This window comes from Dyella terrae (assembly GCF_022394535.1).
GTDB lineage: Bacteria > Pseudomonadota > Gammaproteobacteria > Xanthomonadales > Rhodanobacteraceae > Dyella.
The window spans coordinates 1,128,833-1,152,340 of record NZ_CP089414.1; the positions used below are offsets into that span (position 1 = coordinate 1,128,833).

At 59.2% G+C, this 23,508-nt stretch carries 26 protein-coding genes; 10 read left to right on the forward strand and 16 right to left on the reverse strand.

Going from position 1 to position 23,508, the window contains the following annotated elements:
* Window position 1: 1 nt before the first annotated feature.
* The 6 genes from DYST_RS04590 to DYST_RS04615 all read right to left on the reverse strand — a co-directional run bounded on the left by DYST_RS04590 (window position 2) and on the right by DYST_RS04615 (window position 5,994).
* Complete coding sequence (locus DYST_RS04590) at window positions 2-823, reverse strand: alpha/beta hydrolase (protein WP_102304318.1); 822 nt, start codon at window positions 821-823, stop codon at window positions 2-4.
* Window positions 823-1,599 (reverse strand): serine aminopeptidase domain-containing protein, encoded by a 777-nt coding sequence (locus tag DYST_RS04595; RefSeq protein WP_239950384.1) that lies wholly within the window; start codon window positions 1,597-1,599, stop codon window positions 823-825. Before DYST_RS04595 ends, DYST_RS04590 begins: the two co-directional genes overlap by 1 nt.
* Entirely contained in the window at window positions 1,596-2,939 is a 1,344-nt protein-coding gene (locus DYST_RS04600; RefSeq protein ID WP_233202625.1) for an outer membrane beta-barrel protein, read from the reverse strand. The genes DYST_RS04595 and DYST_RS04600 overlap by 4 nt, the downstream gene beginning before the upstream one ends.
* A 72-nt stretch (window positions 2,940-3,011) precedes the next feature.
* Window positions 3,012-3,791, reverse strand: a complete 780-nt coding sequence (locus DYST_RS04605) for a polysaccharide biosynthesis protein (RefSeq protein WP_233202626.1) — start codon at window positions 3,789-3,791, stop codon at window positions 3,012-3,014.
* A gap of 2 nt (window positions 3,792-3,793) precedes the next feature.
* A complete protein-coding gene (locus tag DYST_RS04610) occupies window positions 3,794-5,338 on the reverse strand; it encodes an XrtA system polysaccharide chain length determinant (protein ID WP_239950386.1) in 1,545 nt (514 codons plus the stop codon).
* Between the two features lie 32 nt (window positions 5,339-5,370).
* Window positions 5,371-5,994, reverse strand: a complete 624-nt coding sequence (locus tag DYST_RS04615; RefSeq protein WP_199179037.1) for an XrtA/PEP-CTERM system exopolysaccharide export protein — start codon at window positions 5,992-5,994, stop codon at window positions 5,371-5,373.
* A gap of 352 nt (window positions 5,995-6,346) precedes the next feature.
* Between DYST_RS04615 and DYST_RS04620 the strand changes: the two genes are divergently transcribed.
* Together DYST_RS04620 and DYST_RS04625 are read left to right on the forward strand one after the other, a co-directional pair.
* The gene (locus DYST_RS04620; RefSeq protein WP_239950388.1) at window positions 6,347-7,147 is read left to right on the forward strand and encodes a glucose 1-dehydrogenase; all 801 of its coding nucleotides are present in this window, start codon (window positions 6,347-6,349) and stop codon (window positions 7,145-7,147) included.
* Between the two features lie 309 nt (window positions 7,148-7,456).
* Window positions 7,457-8,743, forward strand: a complete 1,287-nt coding sequence (locus tag DYST_RS04625; protein WP_239950390.1) for a DUF3472 domain-containing protein — start codon at window positions 7,457-7,459, stop codon at window positions 8,741-8,743.
* Between the two features lie 194 nt (window positions 8,744-8,937).
* On the opposite strand, the gene DYST_RS04630 is transcribed toward DYST_RS04625, so the two are convergent.
* Together DYST_RS04630 and DYST_RS04635 are read right to left on the reverse strand one after the other, a co-directional pair.
* On the reverse strand, window positions 8,938-10,140 hold the full coding sequence (locus tag DYST_RS04630; protein WP_239950392.1) for an FAD-dependent oxidoreductase: 1,203 nt from the start codon (window positions 10,138-10,140) through the stop codon (window positions 8,938-8,940).
* Window positions 10,130-10,549 carry a GntR family transcriptional regulator gene (locus DYST_RS04635; RefSeq protein ID WP_239950396.1) on the reverse strand — a complete coding sequence of 140 codons (420 nt, stop codon included), beginning with the start codon at window positions 10,547-10,549 and terminating at the stop codon, window positions 10,130-10,132. Before DYST_RS04635 ends, DYST_RS04630 begins: the two co-directional genes overlap by 11 nt.
* Before the next feature lie 483 nt (window positions 10,550-11,032).
* Between DYST_RS04635 and DYST_RS04640 the strand changes: the two genes are divergently transcribed.
* Entirely contained in the window at window positions 11,033-11,503 is a 471-nt protein-coding gene (locus tag DYST_RS04640) for a helix-turn-helix domain-containing protein (RefSeq protein WP_239950398.1), read from the forward strand.
* 84 nt (window positions 11,504-11,587) lie between these two features.
* Here the strand turns inward: DYST_RS04640 and DYST_RS04645 are convergent, their stop codons facing one another.
* The 3 genes from DYST_RS04645 to DYST_RS24285 form a co-directional block, all read right to left on the reverse strand.
* Window positions 11,588-11,986: a peroxiredoxin family protein gene (locus DYST_RS04645; RefSeq protein WP_239950400.1), complete on the reverse strand. Its 399-nt coding sequence runs from the start codon at window positions 11,984-11,986 to the stop codon at window positions 11,588-11,590.
* A 213-nt stretch (window positions 11,987-12,199) separates the two neighbouring features.
* Entirely contained in the window at window positions 12,200-13,114 is a 915-nt protein-coding gene (locus DYST_RS04650) for a transporter (RefSeq protein WP_239950402.1), read from the reverse strand.
* A gap of 369 nt (window positions 13,115-13,483) precedes the next feature.
* Complete coding sequence (locus tag DYST_RS24285; protein WP_428993982.1) at window positions 13,484-14,020, reverse strand: DUF2946 domain-containing protein; 537 nt, start codon at window positions 14,018-14,020, stop codon at window positions 13,484-13,486.
* 84 nt (window positions 14,021-14,104) lie between these two features.
* On the opposite strand from DYST_RS24285, the gene DYST_RS04655 reads away from it, so the two are divergent.
* The 5 genes from DYST_RS04655 (at window position 14,105) to DYST_RS04675 (ending at window position 17,806) form a co-directional block, all read left to right on the forward strand.
* Window positions 14,105-14,557 (forward strand): VOC family protein, encoded by a 453-nt coding sequence (locus DYST_RS04655; protein WP_239950404.1) that lies wholly within the window; start codon window positions 14,105-14,107, stop codon window positions 14,555-14,557.
* Window positions 14,558-15,044: 487 nt separating this feature from the next.
* Window positions 15,045-15,455 carry a hypothetical protein gene (locus DYST_RS04660; RefSeq protein WP_239950406.1) on the forward strand — a complete coding sequence of 137 codons (411 nt, stop codon included), beginning with the start codon at window positions 15,045-15,047 and terminating at the stop codon, window positions 15,453-15,455.
* A gap of 22 nt (window positions 15,456-15,477) precedes the next feature.
* Window positions 15,478-16,464, forward strand: a complete 987-nt coding sequence (locus DYST_RS04665; RefSeq protein WP_239950408.1) for a hypothetical protein — start codon at window positions 15,478-15,480, stop codon at window positions 16,462-16,464.
* 90 nt (window positions 16,465-16,554) lie between these two features.
* Entirely contained in the window at window positions 16,555-16,788 is a 234-nt protein-coding gene (locus tag DYST_RS04670) for a glycosyl hydrolase family 28-related protein (RefSeq protein WP_239950410.1), read from the forward strand.
* 94 nt (window positions 16,789-16,882) lie between these two features.
* Complete coding sequence (locus DYST_RS04675; protein WP_239950412.1) at window positions 16,883-17,806, forward strand: hypothetical protein; 924 nt, start codon at window positions 16,883-16,885, stop codon at window positions 17,804-17,806.
* On the opposite strand, the gene DYST_RS04680 is transcribed toward DYST_RS04675, so the two are convergent.
* Both DYST_RS04680 and DYST_RS04685 read right to left on the reverse strand, forming a co-directional pair.
* Window positions 17,779-17,976 carry a hypothetical protein gene (locus DYST_RS04680; RefSeq protein WP_239950414.1) on the reverse strand — a complete coding sequence of 66 codons (198 nt, stop codon included), beginning with the start codon at window positions 17,974-17,976 and terminating at the stop codon, window positions 17,779-17,781. The genes DYST_RS04675 and DYST_RS04680 overlap by 28 nt on opposite strands.
* A 233-nt stretch (window positions 17,977-18,209) precedes the next feature.
* The gene (locus tag DYST_RS04685; RefSeq protein WP_239950416.1) at window positions 18,210-18,656 is read right to left on the reverse strand and encodes a MarR family winged helix-turn-helix transcriptional regulator; all 447 of its coding nucleotides are present in this window, start codon (window positions 18,654-18,656) and stop codon (window positions 18,210-18,212) included.
* A 236-nt stretch (window positions 18,657-18,892) separates the two neighbouring features.
* Between DYST_RS04685 and maiA the strand changes: the two genes are divergently transcribed.
* Together maiA and DYST_RS04695 are read left to right on the forward strand one after the other, a co-directional pair.
* Window positions 18,893-19,537: a maleylacetoacetate isomerase gene (gene maiA, locus DYST_RS04690; RefSeq protein ID WP_239950417.1), complete on the forward strand. Its 645-nt coding sequence runs from the start codon at window positions 18,893-18,895 to the stop codon at window positions 19,535-19,537.
* A 115-nt stretch (window positions 19,538-19,652) separates the two neighbouring features.
* Window positions 19,653-19,901, forward strand: a complete 249-nt coding sequence (locus DYST_RS04695; protein ID WP_239950419.1) for a hypothetical protein — start codon at window positions 19,653-19,655, stop codon at window positions 19,899-19,901.
* Window positions 19,902-20,124: 223 nt separating this feature from the next.
* Here the strand turns inward: DYST_RS04695 and DYST_RS04700 are convergent, their stop codons facing one another.
* The 3 genes from DYST_RS04700 to DYST_RS04710 all read right to left on the reverse strand — a co-directional run bounded on the left by DYST_RS04700 (window position 20,125) and on the right by DYST_RS04710 (window position 23,440).
* On the reverse strand, window positions 20,125-20,529 hold the full coding sequence (locus DYST_RS04700) for a GFA family protein (protein WP_239950420.1): 405 nt from the start codon (window positions 20,527-20,529) through the stop codon (window positions 20,125-20,127).
* Between the two features lie 570 nt (window positions 20,530-21,099).
* On the reverse strand, window positions 21,100-21,894 hold the full coding sequence (locus DYST_RS04705; RefSeq protein ID WP_239950421.1) for a hypothetical protein: 795 nt from the start codon (window positions 21,892-21,894) through the stop codon (window positions 21,100-21,102).
* A gap of 1,222 nt (window positions 21,895-23,116) precedes the next feature.
* Complete coding sequence (locus DYST_RS04710) at window positions 23,117-23,440, reverse strand: hypothetical protein (RefSeq protein WP_239950422.1); 324 nt, start codon at window positions 23,438-23,440, stop codon at window positions 23,117-23,119.
* Between the last annotated feature and the right edge of the window lie 68 nt (window positions 23,441-23,508).

Sequence of the window (23,508 nt, forward strand, 5' to 3'; positions counted from 1 at the left end):
CTCACGTTCCTGCTCGCGTGATGGGAAAGTGGCGCCCCATCCATTGCACGACGTGATCGATCAGTCGCTGGCGGTCGCCGCTGAGAACGTAGGTGTGGTCCGTTTCCTTGAAGAAGCTGACATCAACGCCGGGATGGTCGGCCAGCCGGCCAAAGCACTCGCGGAACTGGCGGATGTGGTTGAAATACCGCGTCACCCCGCCGCTGTAGACGAAGTCGAGCTTGAGTCCGCGCTGAAGCATGTCGGTGAGCTGAGCGCGTACCAGCTTAGGTGGCAGCGGCTCGACCACGAAAGCTGGCTCGGCCGGGCGCGGCGATGCCTCCACGTGCCGACGCAGCAACCGATTGCGCCACGTTGAGAGACTCAGCAGGCGCGGCAGGTAGTGGCGCACGCGCTGTCCGAAAGTACGGTGCCCGTAGCCATCGAGAAAGAAGGCGCCCGCCACGCGCGGATCAGCATGCGCCGCCGAGTGTGCGTTCTGCGCGCCAGAACAAAGGCCGAATAGAACAAAGCGCGTGCAGCCGGACTGCTGCTTGAGCACCTCCATCGCATCACGCACATCAGCCACCACCTGCTCGGGGCGCGACAGCCGCTGCCCACTGGCGCCACTGTCGCCGATGGTGGACATGTCGAAGCGCAGCGTCGGATACCCCAGCGCATTGAGCCGCCGCGACAGGTCGACGTGCAGCCGGAACGGGCCCACGCGATACACCATACCGGCGTTGAGGAAGATCACGCCGACTCCATGATCGATTACGGCAGGAAGCCCCACTACGCCGACCAGATGCCGAGCCACGCCGAAACGGAAGGCCTGCTCGTGCATCACGCCATCTCCTTCAGGTGACGCTTCACCGCATCGAGCAACGGATGCGAGAGGATCGCCAGCTCCAGGCAATCGACCTCGTCCCAGCGCGGCGCAACGTCTACGCTGACTCGCTTTCTGGCGTAGCGCTCGTCCGGTTGCGAGGCCTCGTCGATCACCGCCGACGAGAGCCACACCGACGCCATGCCCGGATCGAGCAAACGCAACGCCTGCAATTGATCGCGCAGGCCATCGCCCCGTTCAAAGCCAGGCCATTGGCTGCCGACATCCAGTTCGGGGCGCGCATATTCGAAGCGGTTCAGATCGACCTTTAGCGCTTCCTGCATGCGGTCGTACTGGCGCACGAGCGCCGCACCATCGGTAATGGCATCCCATGTCACCACGCCAGCCAGCCGCGCCGCCTGCGCGGTGGCCAGTGCTGCGTTGGCGCCCAGCCGCGCACCGAAGGCCAATACCCGGCCGCCGCCGTGGCGCGTGCGCAACTCGGCAGCCGCGGTAACGACATCGGCCAGGCAGCGCGTCCATTCGAACTCACGGCTATCACCCGCCGAATCGCCGGTACCGAAGTAATCGAAGCGGAGCACGGGCAAGCCACTCTCCGCCAGCCCATGAGCCAGTTGGCGATACAGACGGTGACAACGAATCTGTTCCACGCCAAACGGCGGACACAGCAACACGGCGGTGCCGGTGACCGGCGCAGCCGGATGATAGAAGCCGAACAGCTCGCGCCCCGACCCGAAGTAAAACGGCAGTTCGGCTTCGATACGCGCTTTCATCGGCGATACACCACGCCCACCATGATCTCGTTCTCGTGGTAGCTCTGCAGGGCGGCGGTGCTGGCGCGCAACTGCCGGGTATAGCTCACTCGCCAGCTCCAGTGCTGCGTAAACTCGTCGCTGAGCGCCACGCCGAAGCGGGTGGTCTTGTCCGTGCGGGTAAGCGCCGTGTAGTCGATGTGCTGGTAGTCGCCAAAACCCGTCAGCGTCAGGTTGGGCCGCAACTTGTAGTCAACAGCAATATCGACGCTCTTTTCCTTCTGGTTGAAGGTCGGCGTGTTGAGGTACTCGAGTTTGCGGTACACCGGGGCCACGGTGATCGACAGGCGGTCGCCGCGGTAGCTGTAAGTGCCCTGCAGGCTCTTGTCCAGGTACACCGTCGAATCGATGACCACGGTGCCGGTATTGAGGCCACGGTTCGGATCGTTGATCAGGTCCAGCGGGTTGCTGGACACATTGGTCATGGCATCCACGATCGTCTGTCCGGGCTGCAGCAACATGTCCTGGGCGGCGTCCGAGAACTCGTAGATGCCGGTCAGGGTGAAACTGTTCTGCGTGCTCGGGCGCCAGCCCACCGTGAAGCGGGTCATCGGCTTGGATGCGCTCGGTGCGCTGTTGAAGTCGACATAGTTCCAACCCACCAGGGCATCCACGTCGAAATACTTCAGCGTGTGCACGTAGTGACCGTAAATCTCGTCACGCGTGTAGTTGGGGCCAGCGGTCGCGGTCTTCAGATCGACGCGTTGCGATTCGAGGTTCAGTGACACCTGCGTGGTCGGACTCACGTCGCGAATCACGCGGAATGCACCCAGCCCACGCGAGGAATCGAAGTCGTCCACCTTGGAGGCGTAACTGTTGACGTACTTCAGCTCCACCTGGCCACGCGTGGCGGCGTTGAAGTCGAAGTGCAACACCGGGCCCAGCGACAGCACGTTGGTCTGCTGTCGGTTATTGGGCGCGTTGCTGGCGAGCGTATCCACCGGTTGCACGCCGGCGTCGTCTTCTACGGTGAAATCCAGCCGTTGCGGAATCGCCGACCAGTTCACCTGTGCACTGAGCGTACCCAGCGCCTGGCTATCGAACTGGCTGCTGCTGTAATCGAGGTATTCCGCCGTGCCGATCACATTCGCTTGAATGGTCGAGCCGATCTGTCGATAGGCGAAGTTGATGCCCGGGGTGAAGACATTGCTGCTCACCGGGTTGTTGGTGGACAGGGCGATATTGTCGCTGTGCTCCACACTGGTGAACAGCGAATAGGCGAAGTCCCCAGCCCACGAACAGCCGGGCACCACGACCAGCGCGAGCATGGTGGCGCGGGCAAGCCTGTTGTATGCCGGCATATCCATTCCTCTGACCCTTCCCCCTCGGGATGCCGTTCCTTCCAGGGACGGCATCTCCTTCTCCCTATCCATCTAGGGCGCCTGGTTGAACACCACTCCTGCGAGCTTGCTTGGTTCGAAATGACTCAATGCCTGACTGATCGCCCCCGGCGTGTCGCGTCCATAGCCGGCCACCACCACGACGAAGTCGGCGAGGTCAGCGAGGATGCGGGCATCGGGAGCGCCCTTGATGGCCGGGCCATCGAGGAAGAGATAGCGATCGGCGTAACGCGAGCGCAGTGAGTCGATCACCGCGCGCATGCGATGCGACGTGAAGTATTCGCTGCTGCTTTCGCGCGGCTTGCCAGCCGGGATCAAGCGCAGATGCGGCACGCCGGTGTGATAGATGATCGACTCGATGCCGATCGCCGGGTGGTCCATCAGGTCGCTCAGGCCACCGTGCGCGGGCTCTACACCCATTACCTTGTGCTGGTTCGGGTAGCGCACGTTGCAGTCGACCAGCAGGCTGGTCTTGGCCTCATCAAACGCGAAGGCCGCGGCCAGATTACGCGCCACGAAACTGCTTCCCGAGTGCGGGCTGACTGCCACCACCAGCGTCACGAAATTCTGGTGACCACCCATGGCGAGCAAGCGCGTGCGGATTTCACGGAACGCATCGGACTGCTGACGCACCGACTCTTCGCGATGAATCATCCGCCGCTGTTCGAGCTGGATCGGCGCCAGTGCGCCGCCCTCCTCGTGCATGCGTGCAATCGACTGGCTGGATGATTTGCGTATCTCCAGACTATGGGCAGCCGCTTCCAGCACTTCGCTGATGCGATCGGACATGTTGTCGTCTTCTAGATTCTTCATGGTCATCCCTTCAGCCGGATCCACACGGCAATGAGATAGACGGCGATCACGCCGGCCACGATCAAGGCCACCGTCATGTTGCGCATGCGGTCGCGGCGGCGATCGCCCGGCGTGGGATAGAACGGAATGGTGGCCAGCACAGGCGCGCCGATGGCCTGTTCGAGCTGCCACACCGAGCGCACGCGCGGGTCAAACCAGACCAACGCAAGCAGCAGGCCCAGCGGCAGCAGCACGGACAGCCCCATGCCGGCCATGCCGAAGTGCATGAAGCGCAGGCCAGATGGCGTCAGTGGCAACACGGCCGGGTTCTGCACGAGGAAGGTCAGGCCGCGCTGCTCGGCATCCAGGTTCATCGACACGCGCGCGTTTTCACGGCGCTTGAGCAGATCCTGGTAGACATCGCGATTGACGTTGTAATCGCGCGTTAGCTCGGCCGTAACGTTTTCCGAACTGGCTATGCGCGCAGCGCGGTCTAGTTCCGACTGCAGCATCGACTCGCTCGCACCCATGCGCGCCCCGGCGGCGGCGCTGGCGGCGCGCGCAGAGGCCAGCTGTGTCTTGATCTCTTGATAGGCGGGGTTGAAGCTTACGTTGTTGTCCAGGGCCGTCGCCGTACCGGAGGCCTTCGCCGCTTGCGCGCGCTGGTCTTCGCTAGCGAGCTGCTTCTTCAGATCTTCGATCTGATGCCGCACACGCACCACATCCGGGTACGAGTCCGTATAGGTCAACTGCAATCGGTTGAGCTGCGCCTGCAACTCGCCGATCTGCGCCTGCAGCACGCCACCGGTGGTCTGCACCGTGCTGACTTCGGATTCGCCATTCAGTTGCGAGGCCAGCGAACCCTCCTGCGAACGGCGCTCCATCATGTCCATGCGCGCCGTTTCGATCTGCGTGCGCAACTGGCTGATGCGTGCTGCCGTGTCGGCTTCATTACCGGGCCGCGCGTCGGCGTTGGCATCGCGATACGCTTTCAGCTTGTCTTCCGCGTCAGTGAGCTTGGCGCGGTAGGCCTCGACCTGGCTATTGATGAACTCGTACGCCTCACGACTCTCGCGCTGCTTCGATGCCAGGCTTTCGCTGATGAACAACTGGGCGAACGAACGCGCCACTTCATAGGTGCGCCGAGCATTGTTGTCGCTGTAGGTGATGGTGATCAGGTTGTCGTGCGTGATGTCCACCTGCGTACGCGACTTGATGCCCTCGGCGATACGGTCCTGCTCCACCGGCGTAGGGTTGGTAGCCATCCAGCCACCGGCATCCAGGATCTTCGCCATCACCTTGCGGCTGAAGATCACGTCGCGCGCCATGCTTGCGCGGTTCTTGTTGGCCGTGGGCGCCGCAGCGCCTTCCATCAACGGCGTGATGATGCTGCTTTCCTGCGCAAGGATCGTCGTCGACGCGACGTACTTGCGCGGCCACAACATGCCGGCCGTCAAAGCAGCCAATGCGATCACAGCAAACGCGATACCCAGTGCGAGTCGGCGACGACGCGCCTCGTTGATCAACGCTGGTACCAGGCTTGCCATCGGCCTGAGTTCTCCGCTCATGGCGATGCCCTCCCCTTAACCTTCTGGCGGCCTCAGAACGACCGCATCGGCACAGTGACTACGTCCCCCGGTTGCACCGGGTAATTGGTGTCCAGATCACCCTTCTGCAGCACCTTGTCTAAGCGCACGGCATAGGGCGTGGTTACGCCATCCTTGCCTTCACGAAACAGCTCCGTACGATCAGGCGCCGCGAATTCCGTGGTACCACCCGCTGCCAGCACGGCATCCAATACCGTCATGCCCTGACGATAAGGAAGCGATACCGGTTGGCGCACAGCTCCCGTCACGCGCACGCGGGACAGGTATTCGTGGCTACGCAGCGCGGTGAGGATCACGGCCACCTGCGGATCACGAACATACGAGCCCAACTTTTCCTTGATCGCGGCGGCGACTTCTTCCGGCGTCTTGCCGCCGGCCATCACGTCACCAATCAAGGGCACGGTGATCTTGCCGTCCGGTCGCACCGGCACGCTCACGCTCAGGTCCTGGTTCTGCCAGACCGTCACCTGCAGCTGGTCATCGACTCCGATCAGATAGGTGGACACCGCCTGTGCGCCCGGATCGATCTTCGGCGCCTCGGTTGAGCCACCGCCTGTCGCGCAGGCAGAAAGCAACGCGGTAACGCAAACGGCGAACAACAGAGGAAGTACTTTCATGGCGGGCCCCTGTACACAAAAAGTGTGAACTGCGTCACTTGCGAGTATATCCACGCCCCTTCAAAACTTGACAAAACCATTGGTTCTATGTCTTGCCGCACATGGATTCGGCGAAAAGAACGCAAGCCGTGAAATCACCTCCGGCACTCAAAGGCTTGTCGATGCCCGCGTGGCAACAGGAACGAAAACCCTTGCGGAAAATCCGTGGCGTGTCCGCATTGAGATTTAGGCCGTTTGGCCGATGGCTCGCCAGCACAGTGCGGGCGCATCGGTGACGCTCGCCCATGGGATCGCCACGCCTTAGCCTATGCGGGCTATGCGCCCGCACCGCCTTACACCGGGAACGCCCACCATGATCAGTACGCCCTCCATCGCCCCGTTCGACGCTGCGCCGCTCGCGGGCAAGACCGTCCTTGTCACGGGCGGTGCGCAAGGCATCGGTCGCGGCATCGCGCAGGCCGTGCTCGGCGCGGGCGGCAACGTTTTCATCGGTGATCTGGATGCGGAAGCCGGCAAGGCTTGCATCGACGAATGGAACGTCGGCAAGCGTGCGGCCTTCGCCGTGCTTGATGTGTCACACGAAACCAGCGTTCGCCGGTGGATGGCGGCCGCACGCAAACGCTTCGGCCGTATCGACGGACTGGTGAACAACGCAGGTATCGCCAACCCACACACCGGCCCGCTTGATGAACTGTCGCTCGATCACTGGAATCGCTACCTGGCCACCAACCTCACCGGCCCCTTTCTCTGCAGCAAGCACGCGTTGGCCGACCTGAAACAACACAAAGGTGCGGTGATCAACATCGCCTCCACGCGTGCACTGCAATCAGAAGCAGATTCGGAAGCCTATGCCGCAACCAAGGGTGGCCTGCTCGCTTTCACGCATGCACTCGCGATAAGCGCAGGCCCTGACGTCCGGGTTAACGCCATTCTTCCCGGATGGATCGCCACCGATGCGTGGCGCAAACCTGCCGAGCGTCAGGCTCCCTCACTCAGCCGTCGCGACCACGCGCAGCATCCCGCAGGCCGCGTCGGCATTCCTGAGGACATCGGTGCACTGGTCGTGCTCCTGCTGTCGGCACAGTCGTCCTTCATCACCGGCCAGCACTTCGTCGTCGATGGCGGCATGACCATCAAGATGCAGTACGTGTAAGCCGGCCGCCCAAGTCATACACATCGCCCGCAACCTGTGGGCACCGGGCTTGAGAGATCGAGCCCCGCGACCGGGGTGCGCTGCCCTGCCTTGCGGAACCCGCGCGCCCGCCATTGAGGGCGGATTGCAGGCCAGGCACTTGCAATCGCATTTCATTTCATTATTAATTCTGTCGAATACTTTCGATTGGTTATCCTGAGCCGTCCAACGAAAGGGCGACCGAGGGTAGCCCAGGCTTCCATCCGCCCATGCCTTGCCACTTCCGGGCGGTCTATCGCTGCACCACCATCTCAACCGAGAGGAGCAGTTATGCGCTACCTGGCTTTAGGCTTGGGGATAAGCATGGGCATGTGCCTGTTTGCCAGCACGGCAACCGCGCAGGACGCCGCGCCCACCGTACCGCTGGGCGGCAACGCCTACGTCACCCACCCGTCGCCCGCAGGCGACGAGACGATTACCGACACCGGCCTGCACAACTGGGATTCGCCCAAGGCCGTCGTCAGCGTGTACTTCGACGTACAACAAGCGGGCGAGTTGAACCTTGCGCTGGTGGGCGCGCTCAACGGCGGCAGCCATAGCGCGATCAAGGTCTCGATTGGCGACCAGGCACGCGTGGTCAAACTGTCCTCCGTCGCGTCACCCGTCGTTCCGGTGGGTAACTTCACTATCCGCAAGCCGGGTTACGTCAAGGTCGATCTGCAGGGCATCTCCAGCGACGGGGGCTATTTCGGCGACATCTCGGGCTTGCAGATTTCAGGCAGCGCCACCGCGACGGGCACGGTATTCGCCAACGACCCCAGCAACTTTTACTGGTCACGTCGCGGCCCCTCCGTGCACCTGGGTTTCAACGTGCCCGCCAACACGGAGTACTTCTACAGCGAAGTCACCGTGCCCGATGGCCAGGACCCCATCGGCTCCTACTACATGGCTGACGGCTTCAACGTGGGCTACTTCGGTATGCAAACGGTCTCCGCCACTGAGCGCTGGGTGCTGTTCTCGGTGTGGGATCCCACGCAAGGCAGCACGACGTTGGTCAAGCAGGGTCCGCACGTCATCGTCGACAACTTCGGCGGCGAAGGTACGGGCGGCCAAAGCCATCTGGTTTATCCCTGGGTGGCCGGCGAAACGTATCGCTTCATCACCCGCGCCCAACCCGACGGCAACGGCAACACGCTGTTCTCCGCGTGGTTCAGCCGCGCACCGCACGATCGCCACGCCGATGCGCACAAGGATGGCTGCGACTGGAAGTTCATCGCCACGTGGAAGTACCCCGGCACATCCACCTACCTGAAAGGCATGTACTCGTTCCTGGAATCGTTCGACCCCGACCACGGCTACATGGGCCGCTCCGCGCACTACGGCAATCAATGGGCGGTGGGTGCGGATGGTCAATGGACGGAAATCACTTCCGCCTATTACGACGTCGACCCGACCGGACTCAACCGCCAGCGACTCGACTTTGCCGGCGGCGTTATCGGCAACCAGTTCTACCTGCGTAACGATGGCTTCTTCAGCAACTCCGTGCCATCAGGCCAGACCTTTACGCGCACGCCGGTGAACCACAAGCCGGATGTGGATGTGAACGCGCTGCCCTAATCTCCAAAGCCCAGACGCACCGCGTCGCCGGGGTGGGCTTGCCACGCCGGCGACGCCGCGACTCTCCACCCGCGTGAATAGAGTCAGCGGTGGGCACTGCAACGATCGCTCCTGTCGGGCTGCCTTCAACCCGAGGCGGACGTCCGTGGATCCACCGCTACCACGTCAATACACCCGTCAACATCCTTCTTCTTTCAAGCCTCGCCACTGACATCAAACAAGGCGCGAGCGCTCGACTCAGAAGCAGCCAGGGCACTTGTACCGTAGGAGCGCATGGCCGCCTCGTATCGGCCAATCCCCGACAGAACAGACACCCCTCCTGCGCACGAGTCAGCCAGGCACTCCGCGAGCACGTTGGCATCCCGCAATGCCGTGTTGGCACCCAAACCACCGGCCGGGCTCATCGCGTGGATAGCGTCGCCCAGCAAAGTAACCCGACCCGTCTCCCAGGACGGCAGCGACGCCGCACTGTGTACTGATGCAATGGCCAAGCTTGCGGCGTCGCTGCATTCAAACACCGCCCGCAGCGGATAGGCCCATGGCCGCGCCGCCCTGCCAACCAAGGCCTTGATATCCTCTCGCCCCAACGAAAGCGACGCGCCGTCGGCAAGCCCAAAGGCCGCCCGCGTGCCAATGATGGCCCAGTAAAAATAGTCATCGACGCGAGTGAGCTTCACGCCACCTTCCGGTGACTCGAACGCCGATGGATCAAATGGCATGGCGTCCATGATTACCGACATGCCGTCCGCAAAGACGATGGATGTCTTGTCGTGCAGCGCTTCCACCCCGCGCGTAGCCCTCATCCGCTCCGGACAGGCCTTTCCATAGATGCATAAAGACCCCGTATCCATCGGGTCATGACCAGGCAGTCGTTGGCCTCGCACTGCGGAATGGATACCGTCCGAACCAACCAGTACGTCGGCGTCGCTGGTACTGCCGTCGGTAAAGTGCAAGGTCACGCCGTCGCGCCCTTCCTCATAGTGGGAAAAGGCCTTGCCGAACTGGACGTGTCGCTCGATGCCGTGCATCAATACTTCGCGCATCGTTTGCCGATGGGCGCATCGATCTGCATCATCAGCATCCGATGGCGTCTTTCGCCAGGCACTCACCCATCGTCCCGAAACGTCCTTCAATTGAGCATCCAGCACATTGACGCCCACGGCAGGGAGTGCACAGGTGCGCTGGAACAACTCGTAGGACGCATTAGGAAGGCAGGCTGCCAATGCTTTCTGCCCGGTGTGATCGATGCGAATGCGATAGCCCTGAGTTCGGCTGTTGGCGGCGTGATCGCGTTCGAACACATCGAATCGTATGCCACGCTTTTTCAAGCCTTGCGCAAGGCACAACCCACCAGGGCCTGCGCCCACAATGGCGACACGGAGAACGTCAGCGCGCATCGCTCACGACCTCCTTCCCGTCAAACGCACCCAGCAAGCGGTTAGCCAGCTTGACCGCCTCCTGATCACTTTCCACGACGTACGTTGGCGTGCCAAAGGCTTTGGTTGCCATCGCGGACATGGCCTTCATGGCCTGGCGTTTGAGTGGATCGGCTTCGATGCCAATCATGGCGAGACAATAGCGACCCAGTTGTTCCTTGTGGCGCTTCAGCCAGAGCCCCCGCTCCTTCCTGTCCTCATGAGCTTCGCCGCCTTCGCCGGAGCCATGCAGCATCACGAAAGGACGAGAAAGCAAAAGCAGTGCATCCATCTCCTTCGCCCATTGCGCGGCGTAACCGGGCATCGCTGCGTCATCTTTCATCCTCACCAGCGGGAAAGACGTCAGGTCGTGAATGGAGAACGATTCCATGGGGTTCATTGGGAAGACCTATCAGATGGCAAGAACGAGGGCGCGCGTAGTTCGCTGTGAATCCGCGACAGGAACCCATGGTGGGCCAGCCAGCAAAAACCAGATAACGTTATATGGACAGAAAATAATGAAATCTGGTCATGACAAAAAAACGCCTTGTCGAAGCACTCATCGATCACAGTGAGCGAACGGACGGCCCTGACCTGATCGCTACTCGTGGCGACGCGGCAACAGTTGGCGACTTCCGGCTTGGTACGCGCGAGGTGGATTGGCACCACCATCACCGCGGCCAGGTGTTTTGCGTCGAGAGTGGCCTGATGCACGTGCGCACCACCCATGGATCCTGGCTACTACCGCCGCAACGCGCGGGTTGGATACCACCAGGCGAGCCACACAAAGTGAGCATCAGCGGCGTAACGGGGGGGCTGGAGCTTGTTCATAGCCCCGCGAGCCTGTCGTGCCCTGCCCCGCCAACCGTGTGTCATGGGCCTCAACGAACTCATGCTTGCGCTGGTGCGCAGAGCAGTCGTGTGGTCCGATCAGGACGTGCTGGCGACGGCGCAAAAACGCATAATGGCTGTGTTGCTTGAGGAGATCCGCAACGCGCCACACGAACCACTGCACCTACCCATGCCCAGCGATCGCCGCCTGCTTCGTATTGCACAGGCCATACTCAAGCATCCGCACGATGCGCGAACCATCGAGCAATGGGCACACTGGGCGGGCCTGTCCGTTCGCTCCCTCAGCCGCCTCTTTCTGACTGAAACGGCGCTCAGCTTCGCGCAATGGCGCCAGCAGGCACGCTTGACCCTCGCGCTGGAAATGCTCGCGAATGATGTTTCTGTGGCAGAGATTGCCGATGCACTGGGCTATGCCACACCGAGCAACTTCATTGCCATGTTCCGTCGAAGCTTTGGCGATACGCCAAGCCGCTACTTTGCCAGGCGCGGATAACGCTGCCCTTGCAGGAAGACGGACACTTTCATTGCAAGCAGCGAGCTACTGCTGCACATCGGGTGCGCCACCTCAGCTTATGTATCAGTGAGACGGCTTCTCCAACAGTGGAGTTACCACCTGCTCGAGCCGATCGCGATTGAGTTCGGGTTGCTTGTCTTTCCACCCGTCATGGACGAGAAGGCCATTCCGATCAATGATGAAACTTACCGGAAGGCGCCATATACGGCCGTACCCCGGCACGTGCGGATCACAGAGAAGACCCGTTGGGAAACTCAGCGTGGATGCGATCCTCTTCACTTGCACTAACGTGTCCGGCGTATCAAGGCTAAAAGCCAGTACGGCAAGATGGTCGCCTGCATGCTCCTGTGCGTAGCGAGATAGCAGGGGCAATTCATCGCGGCAGGGTTCGCACCACGTTGCCCAAAAGGTGACGATGACCGTTTTTCCACGGAGCTCATCGAGCGATGATGTGTCGCCCATCCAGCGTATCGAGCGCAATGGTTGGCGCCGGCTGCCCTTCGCGAAGGTCACTGGCACATGCCACGGATGCACTGATCAACAGCAGGAATGCCATGATGGATGAGCACAGGTGTTTCATTCGAGCGTGTCGCGTTGCAAACATTGAAGGTTCGTTCCTCGGGTTGCTAAAGCATGGTCGCGTTGACGACCATGCTCTCTTGTGTGCAAGCAAGGTCACAGTTTCATGCTGAGACCGACCGTACCCGTCCAGTGCGGGAACAACTGATATCCCTGCAGATGGCTGTATACCGGTACCTGTACGAACGCGTAGAACTGGATGCTCCTGGTCAGGCTCGCGCTGATGCCGGGGCTGACGTACGCCACTGTGCCGGCCGTATCCGGCCGGTCAGCGAATGCGCCTTGATCGGCGCTGCGGCGAATGACGTTGATCTGCAGTTGCGGCACCCAGTTTGCGTGCGCCTCGTATCTCAAGCCAAAGCTGGCTGAGGCAAGGTTGCCCGGCCGGAAGTCGGCACCCGGTTGATCCATCCGCTCGCTCACGGCGGCCTGGAACTGCCCATTCACGAACATATCGAAATTTTGGCTGACGGGCTGATAGTAGTAGCCGCCGATAATGAGATCCGTGCTTCCCGTGCCGGCCTGCAGACTGCTATCCAGCGACTGCCCGAGGCCAGGACCGGAGCGAAACGTCGTCGGATGACCAACCAGATCTCCATCGTCCGTCTCACCGCCGTAATGACCAGTAGGAAGCTTGATGCCGAACTGGATGCCCAGATTGTGCATGGGCAGAAAACCCTGGTAACTGCCGATGAGTTTTACGTCGCCAAGGCCGGCGACATGGGCGTTGCTGACCTGGTCGGGCGCTGTTTCGCTTGATGTATAGGGCGCAAGTTGCGTGCCGTAGGTGTCGTGATCGCGAACAACGTAAGGCACCACAAACGTGAGGCCCCAATCCGCATTGAAGCGGTAGGTCGCGCCGACGTTGATGTAGCGATTAATCGTCTGCTTCTCGATCTCTCCCCCACCCAATGTTGGATCGGATGGCTGATTGACCACTTGCTGCGGCGAAGCTTTGCTGCTGCCGTGGCGAAGCTGATCCTGGTCGATGAACGTGTAATCGACATTCAACCGCCAACCGCTGGCCGTTGAATAGCCAGTGGCAGCGTCCGTGCTAAGTGTGCATCCGCACGTAGCGCAAGCAAGAGCCACCTGCGGGAACCCGGCGGCAAGGCATAACAAGACACTGGTCGTGCCCACCAACCGCAGAGATGAGCGGCGAGGCGCGAAAGCGAATGAGAACAGGGTGACGCGCATAGTGCGTGTTCCAATAACGTACCGCGAACGCAGGGTGGCTCGCTCGGTACGGATGTATTTGAATGCTCACGCGGCCGCGTTCGGGCACGTGGTCTCGCACGTGATCCGGCGGCCGGAGCCTCGCTGGCGTTGGCGGCAAAAGGTCAGCTCAGCGCAAAGTACGCGCAGACACTCGCCGGTACATCAGACGAAGCGTGGAGGCCCGCGCGGGCGCGCATCCTCATACGCAGTCTTCCGCACATCTGCCTCGTGAAGGGCAACGGACATGAAGGCGCGAGGTAGCGCAGGGAGCAAATGCAAGATCACATGTGCCGCAAGTGGCGACTGATGATCCAGCAAGACACAGTAGCCGCAACGATCCGTTGCGTCCGCCGGGCGGTCGGGATGGTCGCCACCTACCACCACATGCGGGCAATCGCTGCCCATCATGCCGGCCATGCCAGCCATGCCAGGCATGGATCCGTGTGCCGGCATGACACGCGAAACGAGGGGCGCAACGACGACAAGCGCTATGGCCAGCCAGGCTAGCCAAGTGACGATCTGTCGATGGGCTTTACGACGCAACACGTAGATGGCGGAGGCTGCAGGCGAAGTGCTAGAAATGTAGCACGCAGCCGTCGCTTCGGCGCTGCAATCTATGTCGCATGGTGATCGCAATAAGATGCGAATACGTTGTGGCTTGGCACCATGAGGCCAAGCCAAATGGACGCTACTTGTCACCGGTGTCGTCAGGCCAACTTTCGCTCCAAAACGGACATACCAGCAGTCAGAATGCAGCAAGCCATACAACCTGGGAGAACGTGGATGAAAAGCCGATCGATTTTCCTGCTTTGTCTAATCGTGCTTTCGATAACCAGCCTGGCGACTGCCGCGTCCGCGCCTCCCGCCGGACACATCACCGGCGTCGGTGGAGTCTTTTTCAAGGCGAAAGATCCCAAGACACTCGCGGCGTGGTATCGCGATGTCCTTGGCATGCCGGTGGAAGCCTGGGGAGGCGCAGCTCTTCGCTATGACGCACCAAAGCACCCGCCCGCTCTGGGATGGAACGCGTTTCCCGCGTCGACAAAGTACTTCGCACCATCAACCAGTGGATGGATGATCAACTACGCCGTGGATGATATGGATGCCTTGCTCGCGCGACTGCAATCCAAGGGCGTCACGATCCTTAAGCGTGACGACAGCGACCCCAACGGCCGCTTCACCTGGATTTTGGATCCTGAGGGAAACAAGGTCGAGCTTTGGGAGCCTAAGCACTAGTTTGGCTGAGGTCTGCTTTCGAACCATCGCGCACATCATCAGGCAGCCCGATCAGAGTGACGATCTCTCGAACTAGAGCCGACAATTGATGGGCCTCGCATGAATTACGGCGTGCTGTCCTCGTATTGCAATAAAGATGAATTCGGCTTGGGTTCTGGTACACCAAGAAGCCTATTGACGTCGCCCGGCGCACTGCAGTGATATTCGTCGTTGGTCAAATAAAATCAGACCTTTGACGTGAATAGGTAAAGCCTAGGGAGCGAAGCAGCTTGGAATGGTGGTTTCTGCTCGTCTTTTGCGATCGTCCAAGCGCACGGCATTCGCTCTACACTTCGAAAGAGGCCAACAAGTTACGAGTTGTCGCGCTCTCGTATGCATGCATCGGCGCCGGGACCTTACCGGTGACGCGCACGGTGCATGTTTAGTGTGTCCATTGACATTGAGAATGGGCATTTGTAACGACATTTGCTGTAGGGTCGATCGAAACGTGAAACGCTGGAATGCATTCCACGCCAACAGGGAGAAAGTCGAAATGAAGTACGGATACCTCTTCAGCGCGTTTCTTGCGCTGTGCGTCATCGCCACAAGCTGTGCGGCTGGCGTTCCAGGCTGGGGACAGGTCTATTTTGCATACGATCTGGGGACCTACAACACGGAAATCCCAGTCTCCGATTCAAACAACAACTGGTACCACCCCGGGGAAAACTTTAAGACGCCAGTTGGCCTCTACAACTTGATGCCGGACAAGGTGAACGCGCAGATAGCCAACATGCGCGCCGCGGGAATGGACTACATCGTGATCCACATCGCGATTGCAGATCTCTCTACCTGCAAGTCGAATGGAGGCTGTGATGACGGCTATCCCGCTAACTGGGTGTGGGGGGGAATTGGTCGATGATAGCCAGGGGCAACTGCGACCGATGCAGCAGGCCAATCTGGTTGCGATTCTCAATCAGGTTCGCGCCGCTGGATTCAGAACCGTAGTCATTCGATTTGCGGACTACGACGCGGGATATGCGTCTTGGCAAGAAGCCAAGTATCAAAAGGCCTGGAACCTTATCGCCAATACGCATCGTCTTGTTCAGCAGCAGATGAGCGGTGGATTGACAAACGTTCTGTATGACCTCGGATGCGAGGCACTGGGCGGCACTAATATGCAGGCGTACGTACAGCGCCTATGGTCCGATTACACGTTCTCATTTGGCAATGACGACACAGTCGGCTTCTCAACCATCCCTGATGCTGCTCACCTTGCGGGCCTATCTTGGTACGGCCAGGTAAAGCCGAAGATCTATGCTTTCGATGTCTATAACGTCGAACGCGACCTCGTCCCGGCCTGGCAGGCACTGGGATCCGAGGGAGGCAAGCCCATCATGTTGATGGAGACGTATCAGAATGACTCGGTGACGGAAGGCGAGCTGCAAACCGTGCTCGAAGCCAATCCACAGATCAATCTGATCGCCGTGAATCAATGGCCAAATACGCGAGCCGTAGAATGTAGTGGGTGTGACCCTGCCGTAAGAACAGCAGCGATCCAACTGTTGAACACCACCACCCAGCTATCCAACTACGCACCACTAGCCGATCGCGTGGTCACGGACAATTCAGACGACTCCCTGTTGAGCTTCAGTGATGTGAATTGCGCCAGCACTACCAGCAACCCCTGTACTTTGCAGGCGAACATGGCCTACGCGCCAGCCAATGGCATGCAGGATATTGAGTTGTTCGTCTCCGGGCCTGACGGAGTGCGAAAGCTCGTCACTTGTGGCGGATTGGCGACTAACATCAATATCCCGTGGATCGTTCGCAACTCGACTTACCGATTCGAGTACTACCGAGTATCAGCCTGCTTGAATGATGTTCCCTCCCGGCAGGCAGATGCGACAACGATCCTATCAGTGCGCTAAACAGAACGGATTGAAAACGGGTCAGGTTCGCTTTTGACTGTCTTGTAAGTGAGCCTGACCCTGTTATCGAATCCAAAATGGAGGATAGTCATGGAGCGTCGTCATTTTATTGGTGGCATGTCAGCAGCACTTATAACTGGTGCAATTTCAGCACCAGTCAAGGCACAGACAACGACCGGCAGCTACATTAATGTGAAAGATTTTGGAGCCAAAGGTGACGGACAGACGGATGATAGCGGGGCCTTTAATGGCGCACTTCAGGCATTGAAGACGGCCCTTGGGGGGGACTCTCTTCGTACCCGCGGGAGACTATCTTTTAAATAGCACCGCTGCTGTAGCGCAGTCATCCATTCGCATTCAAGGCGTAGGCTATAAAAGCCGCATTATTAATGGCCAATCTTCTGCGCCGGCGATCCAATTGGGCGATACTCAGGGAAGCTACTACGATTGTGGTATTTTTGATCTTGGCTTCGGGCAGGCGACAAGTGTGAGCGCAGGGTCCGGAAATTGTGGCCTTCTGTTCGTCAACGTGAATCAGACGTTTATTGAGAGATGCACCTGCAAAAACTATCCCGGCCCTCTTTTTGAAGCATACGTATTCGAAGCATGCTCAGCGCTATTCTTTAGCGGAGTGGAGGCTATTGGTAGCCTTAGCAATGGGTTTCGCTGGACGAATAATTGCGTCGACATGTACGCAGTAAATTGCCTCTCCAACTCAAATGGAGCCACCGGCTTTCTCATTCAAGATTCCCAAGGGTTCTACTTTAGTAACCTGGCAGCCTGGGGTAACTATGTTGCCTGGGGGCTCGTGACCGTTGGGGGACGAGGTAACGAAAATCTATGGTTCACGGATTGCATTGGCGATACCAGCCAACAAGTTAATTGGAATATCACGAACTGCCATATGGCCTTCTTTAATAACTGCTGGGGTTCAACGCAAAAGAGCACCACTCAAAACATTTGGGCAGGTGGATTTCTTCTTAGCGGCCCAGAGGTGGTTGATCTCACATTTACAGGCGGCGCGGCACTTGTAAATAACAGTCACGGTGTATCCGTTGACAACGGCGCATCGCGAATTTCGTTCATTGGCTTCCGCTTCGGTGGGTCAGCCGGGCCATTTGGTGTCATTGGAAATGGTGTTGGATCGAACGGTGGCGACGGACTATTTTTGGGCACCACCTCCAACATTATCGTCAGCAGCTGTTTTTTTTGTAGTAATAATGGATACGGCATTTCGCAAGGAGCTCAAGCGAGCAACGTGAATATTGCCACCTGCATTTACATCGGCAATACCCTCGGAGATACTTCCTCCGCTCAAAAGCCGGTCGCACCGTCGACGTAAGCGCTATGGGTGCCTTCATCAGGATCCAGAACGGGCGGCCAGTAGTGGATCGGCAATTCTTCTTCGTGAAAAGAAGATTCGCTTCTTTGGCAGAAGCAACTTGCCCAATCTTCAAAAAACAAGGCACGCCAAGACGATATCCCTTTGGTCGAAGGAAACAGGTCGGTCAAGTGTCTGCTTTCGACTGCGGATTCAACCAGTCGTTGCAACACACTCACGCTGCTCGCGCAGTCTTTAGTGTGTTGCAACGACTGGTTGAATCCGCACCCCGAAGCGAACGCCGAAAAGGAGATCTTCCGTGGAGCAAAAGCGGACCATAGCGGAACTCCCTCAGTCAGCTTCCAGCGTGATCTATCCAGCGGATCTTGGTGCCAGGAAAGTCACTTTGGATAACGGCCACTCGTCACTGCCCTGATTGCCGCGCGGCCAGCGCGGCGCGATCAAGGGCACTCGATACCTCACGCTGTGCCTTTGCGTCGAACTGGGCGAGGAAAAGCTCAGTCACCGTCGCTTCGTAAATTTTCCACATGCGTTTGCGCAACGTTCGACCCGCATCCGTGATGGAGACATAGGCCGCGCGCCCATCGTCGGGGGAGCGCGCACGCGTGACGAGGCCTTCCTGCTCCAGGCGATCCACCAGGCGAGTGAGGTTGTAGCGTTCGATCACGAGCGTGTCGGCCAGCTCGTGCATGCGCCGCGTGCCGTCCTTGCCGCTTTCCACGCCCCACAGTGCGTCATACCAGGCATAGGCAGGCAAGCCGGCGTTAGACAGTCGACGCTCGATCTCCCGAATCAGTGCGCGATGCGAGCGCACGAATGAGAACCAGAGATCCGGCTCCTTGTTCGCCATATGCGATGTCTCCTGCCCATTGAGTTGCAATCGCAATTATATCGCGGCATGATCGACTGATATCGATTGCAATTGCAATCGTATGTCGCCGCTGCCCCGGACGATGGCCTTCCCCTCAGGCCAATGCCCCGCACAATCCACCCACATCCCGGTTAGGCGAGATCCCATGAATCGTTTTCACGAGCAGCCCGACGTCCATAAGGTATCCCCAGAAAACCGAATAAAGGACTAGCCCCGTGACCATCCAACTCTATGGCTTCTGGCGTTCCAATGCAGCTTTCCGCGTCCGTGTCGCGCTTGCGCTGAAACAGCTCCCCTTCCATGAGATTGAAGTCGACATTCTGTCGGGTCGACAGTTCGACGCGGACTATGACGAGGTGAACGCGGAGCACGTCGTGCCCACCTTTGTGCATGAAGGGCATCGTATCTTTCAGTCGCTGGCGATCATGGAGTATCTCGACGACATCCAGCCGGAACCGCGCCTGCTGCCGGCAGACGTAAAAGAACGTGCCTATGCCCGGTCGCTCGCGCTTGTTTCGGTTGCCGACGCCCACCCCCTTGTCGTACCGCGCGTTCGCAAACATCTCGAGGCAGCCTTCGGCGCCGATACGGCGGCGATCGAGTCCTGGTGCAAGCATTGGGTGATGGAAGGATTGGCGACCTACGAGCGACTGCTCAGTCGACGCCCGGCGGCTCCATTCGCACTGGGAAGCGACCCGACGATCGCCGACATCTGCATCGCCGGCCAGGTTATTCTCGCCGCGCTTTATAAACTGGATATGGCGCCTTTTCCGAACGTAGCGACGTTAAGCCAGCACTGCTTCGAACTCCCAGCGTTTGCCGATGCGCATCCTTTCCGGCAACCCGGCTATAAGCCCTAAGAAAATCCACACTGCGCGCGATCGCTTCCATTCCCGGTCCATCTCCTCCTTGCACAGAGATAGGATCCGTTGTTTTCCATCGGTACATCCGACCACGCTTCACAAGGAGTTGCCCATGATCTTCGCCGTGTTCCTTGAGACCTCTCATGACGCGAAAACCGAGCACATGGAGGAAGCGCCCGAGTTACTCCAACGCGATGGGCGCTGGTTTTCGTTGCGCGCTGGCCCGCGCCAACCGCGGCAGACTGACCGCGTCTGGGATCCGGTGGCTGTTTACGCCCCTGACGAACTGACAGAAGAGGAATTCCAAGACCTCTTCGAGCTCAACAGAACACGCGTACCCGAATTGAATTTGAAGTACTGACTTCACCTTCGCAAAGGAAGGCCGTTTCAATGCCTGTTTCCGGCTGCGGATTCAGCCGATCGTTGCAGCTCTAAACACTGTTGCGGGGGGCGTGCTCAAACCCGGCCACATCACCATGACCGGGGACGCCGTTATTAGAACAGGGGTCAGAGTCGGCCGCTGCTGTCAGCATTCATGGAAAGTTCTCTCCGACCCCAGTTTTGGCTCATGACAGAGGGACGACTCAGAACCAATAGTCGATGACGCATCGACCGTCTTGCGGCAGGTCATCAGTGGTATCGAGTCCGTCGTGACGGACAACGGGAATTTGCGCAACACTCTCGACGTCGGCCAGCCGCAGGTTGACCCCCATGGGGCGCTGCCCGTTGCTGCTGTTCTTCAAACCCCGCCAGTACGCGACACAGCCGCATACCGAGCAAAAATGAAACACGACCCACCTACCCTGTGTGTAGGTCTGAGTCGGGCCCGAGACGTGAATACCATCCCCTTCAAAATCATAGGCCCACAGCGCGCCGTAGCGATGACATGCGGTGCAATTGCACACCGTCGCTGACTCGGGTATTCCTTTGAAGCGCCATTGAACCGTACCGCAGCGGCAAGAACCATGGATCACTTCTGTCTTGGTCACTTGATTCTCTCCTCCGACCTTGCCTGACCGCTTTTGCAAGCTGCTGCGCTTGTGCAGGCATTGGTGATAGTAGTGCGGTATTCAGATGTCCGCCTCCGCCCCAAAGCAGACATCGTGCAACGGTACTGGATAGGAAACTCAACCAAATGGATCCACACTGGAACGTGTTCGCGAAGGTATGCCAGGACGAGTTCGGGAGCTGTACTTTTCAAGACCTGCTGATTCGGGCGTGCCAAGGGCACGAAGACATCGCTTGGGCCACCTACTTCCATCTCAGGGCTGACTCCGTCAACTGGACGGAACGCTCGGTTCCAGCGCTGTCGGGAAGGACGCCCGCGTCATTAATGGACGAAGGCGACCTTGATCAAGTCAGGCATTGTCTTTGGTCAATGCCCTGCTGATACGGATGAAGTCCGTATCAGCAGGTAGACGACTTTGCGGGGAAGTCTGCCCGCCAGCGAGCAGGAAACCTCCACGTTCGGCGCGGAGCGGACTACTTGGCTACGGCTCGCTGGCCGCGCGTTTCTCCGGAGGGGAAAACAGTGATCCACCACCGTTTGATGGTTGCGATCAAAGCGTGGGGAACGGCGCAGCGTTAAGCAACATCACTCGGCGCTCAGTAGCATTGACCGAGCTGCCGCTCTTGCTTACCAGTAGGTCCTGGCGCGTCACGACAAGTTCATCGCTGAACACCACGCCTTTCACGAAGGTGGTATACCCCTTCCAGTGCGACGTGCCCGGCTTTACTTCTAGTGTCTCGGTGTGCCCGTCATGGGTGAGCTGAACGGTATGAGCATCGCTCTCCGAATAGAACCCTTCCGACGCACCCTCACGCAACAGGATCGCGGTATCTGTCGCAGCATCGACACTGACGACGGTAACCTTCTCGGTGCCGTTCGAGCCGCCGAGCTCCCACGCTTGCTTCACATCCACCGTCCAGCTCATCCCTTGCACCAGTTGCTTTGGCGGAACACCCCAGATCGTCGCGTTGTAGGTCAGGCCGCTTCCCTCGAGGTACGCATTGCAGCTCGTCTTGCCACCGGCGTTCAACTGGCAATAGGTTCGGCCATTGTCCCGAAACTCCACGGAGTCATCACCACTCGCCTGACCGTCGTAGCGCCCTTTTGCCCGGGTCACCCAGCCATCGTTACTTGCTGAAAGTATGCTGTAGTCGGCCGATCCACCGTTGCGCGAAGCATGTTCGTCATAGCCATCCGCCTTGATCGATCGCAAGATGGAAAAGACGTTACTGTAGTTCTGGCCTGCGCTGAACTGCGGCGTCAAATAGCGGTCGCCTGACGGGTGATCGGCGCTGGCGGCTCCGGCGAGAGACATAAGTGAAGCTGCTAGAAGTGACGACTTCATGGTGCACTCGCTTGGCTAGAATTGGCGTGTTACACGCTAGCAGGGTGACGCTAACCTGTCGGCACAAGCAGGATGAAAGGTCGCTTTGCTGTGACGAGCGGTATCCGGTAAATGATTTGCGGTACAGCGATGGTGATCGGTTACCTCCGGCGAGGCATTCGTGCAAAAGGGAACCACGTGATCCACGCGATATAAAAAGTTCGCTTTCAACTCAAAGCGGATATCGCTAGAAATTCAGCAAGGAATGTCCCATTGAGCCTTTCGCCACAAGACAAAGAGCTTTTCCGCAGGACCGACGAAGTCCTCCACTACATGTGGGACCCCATTGGAGTGGCTGGCACCCCACAAGCCAGAGATGAGTACGAAAGCTACGTTCCAGAGGTCTTTCGGCTCCTCAAAGGGACTGTCGACGGAAGGGACGTCGCCCAGCACCTGCACTGGCTAAGTGCTGACCACATCGGCGCGGGTGCCAACCCTCATCGTGATGCGGAGGTCGTCGACGTACTATTAGCGTGGCGTGGCCATCTTATTGGGTAGTCTTGTGGGGGCCACCCTCCACCCAAAAGCGACCCTTGCAAGATTCATCATCAGCGACGCGTATCGAGCATGGAGCGAATGTAGTGAAACGAGTCTTGGTGACGGGAAACGCTGGCTCAGGAAAGACTACATTTTCTCGCGAGCTTGCGGCGCAAAGCGGACTGCCATACTTCGGCCTGGATAGCATCGTCTGGCGGCCGGGCTGGCAGAAAGCACCGGCGGCCGAGCGACGAGAGGCCGAAAAATCCATCGCCAGTCAAGCATGCTGGATCGCAGACGGTGTCTCGGAAGAGTTACTGCAGATTGCAGACACTATTGTCCTTCTCGATGTGCCTCGACCTCTGTGCATGTTACGGGTGGCTTGGCGGAGTCTTCCCTACCTGTTTCGCTCCCGCCCCGGTCTCCCCGAAGGGTGTCCGGAACTCAAGATTCTCCCCAGGGTAGCCAGGATCATTTGGAAGTACCCCGCTACACAAAAGTCGAAGGTCTTTGACGAAGCCAGAAGAAGGCCCGTGTTTCTACTCCATATTCGAGACAGGGCGGGCCACCATGCAGCCCATCGCAACCTGCTTTCGAGGTCTGGCTAGCAAAGCCGAGTAGCCGTCCAAATATTCGCTCTCGACCCGAAGCAGATATTCGCTGTGTGCCGGAACGCCGAAACGGAGGCGGAACCTACAACTCCAACCTACTTGCACCCTTCCGCGTTGTCCGACGGAATGGAGTCCTCGCCTCGGCAGACGCGCCCGCTACGTGTTCCGGTGTTGCGGTCGGCAGCAGTGCCGATGGACCCATGCGGCGGAATGGTGGCCTTGTGGGTGTAGTGATCGGGGCAACGTGGCTCTGAGTAAACGCACCATTCGTGCGTCACAGGAAAATCGCACCGGTTCACGAAGTTGGTTCCCTGCCTGGAAACGCAATCGCCTGCATTGTCCTGGGCGGCCCTGGCGACCTCGGCAGGCACCATCGTGGTCATGGGAAGGATCAACGCGGCGGAAATCAACCAGGTCATGCGGTGCATAGCCACCTCGACTGACGTTGGGCCACTGATGGGCCACGGTGCCCGCAAGAGTGCACCTT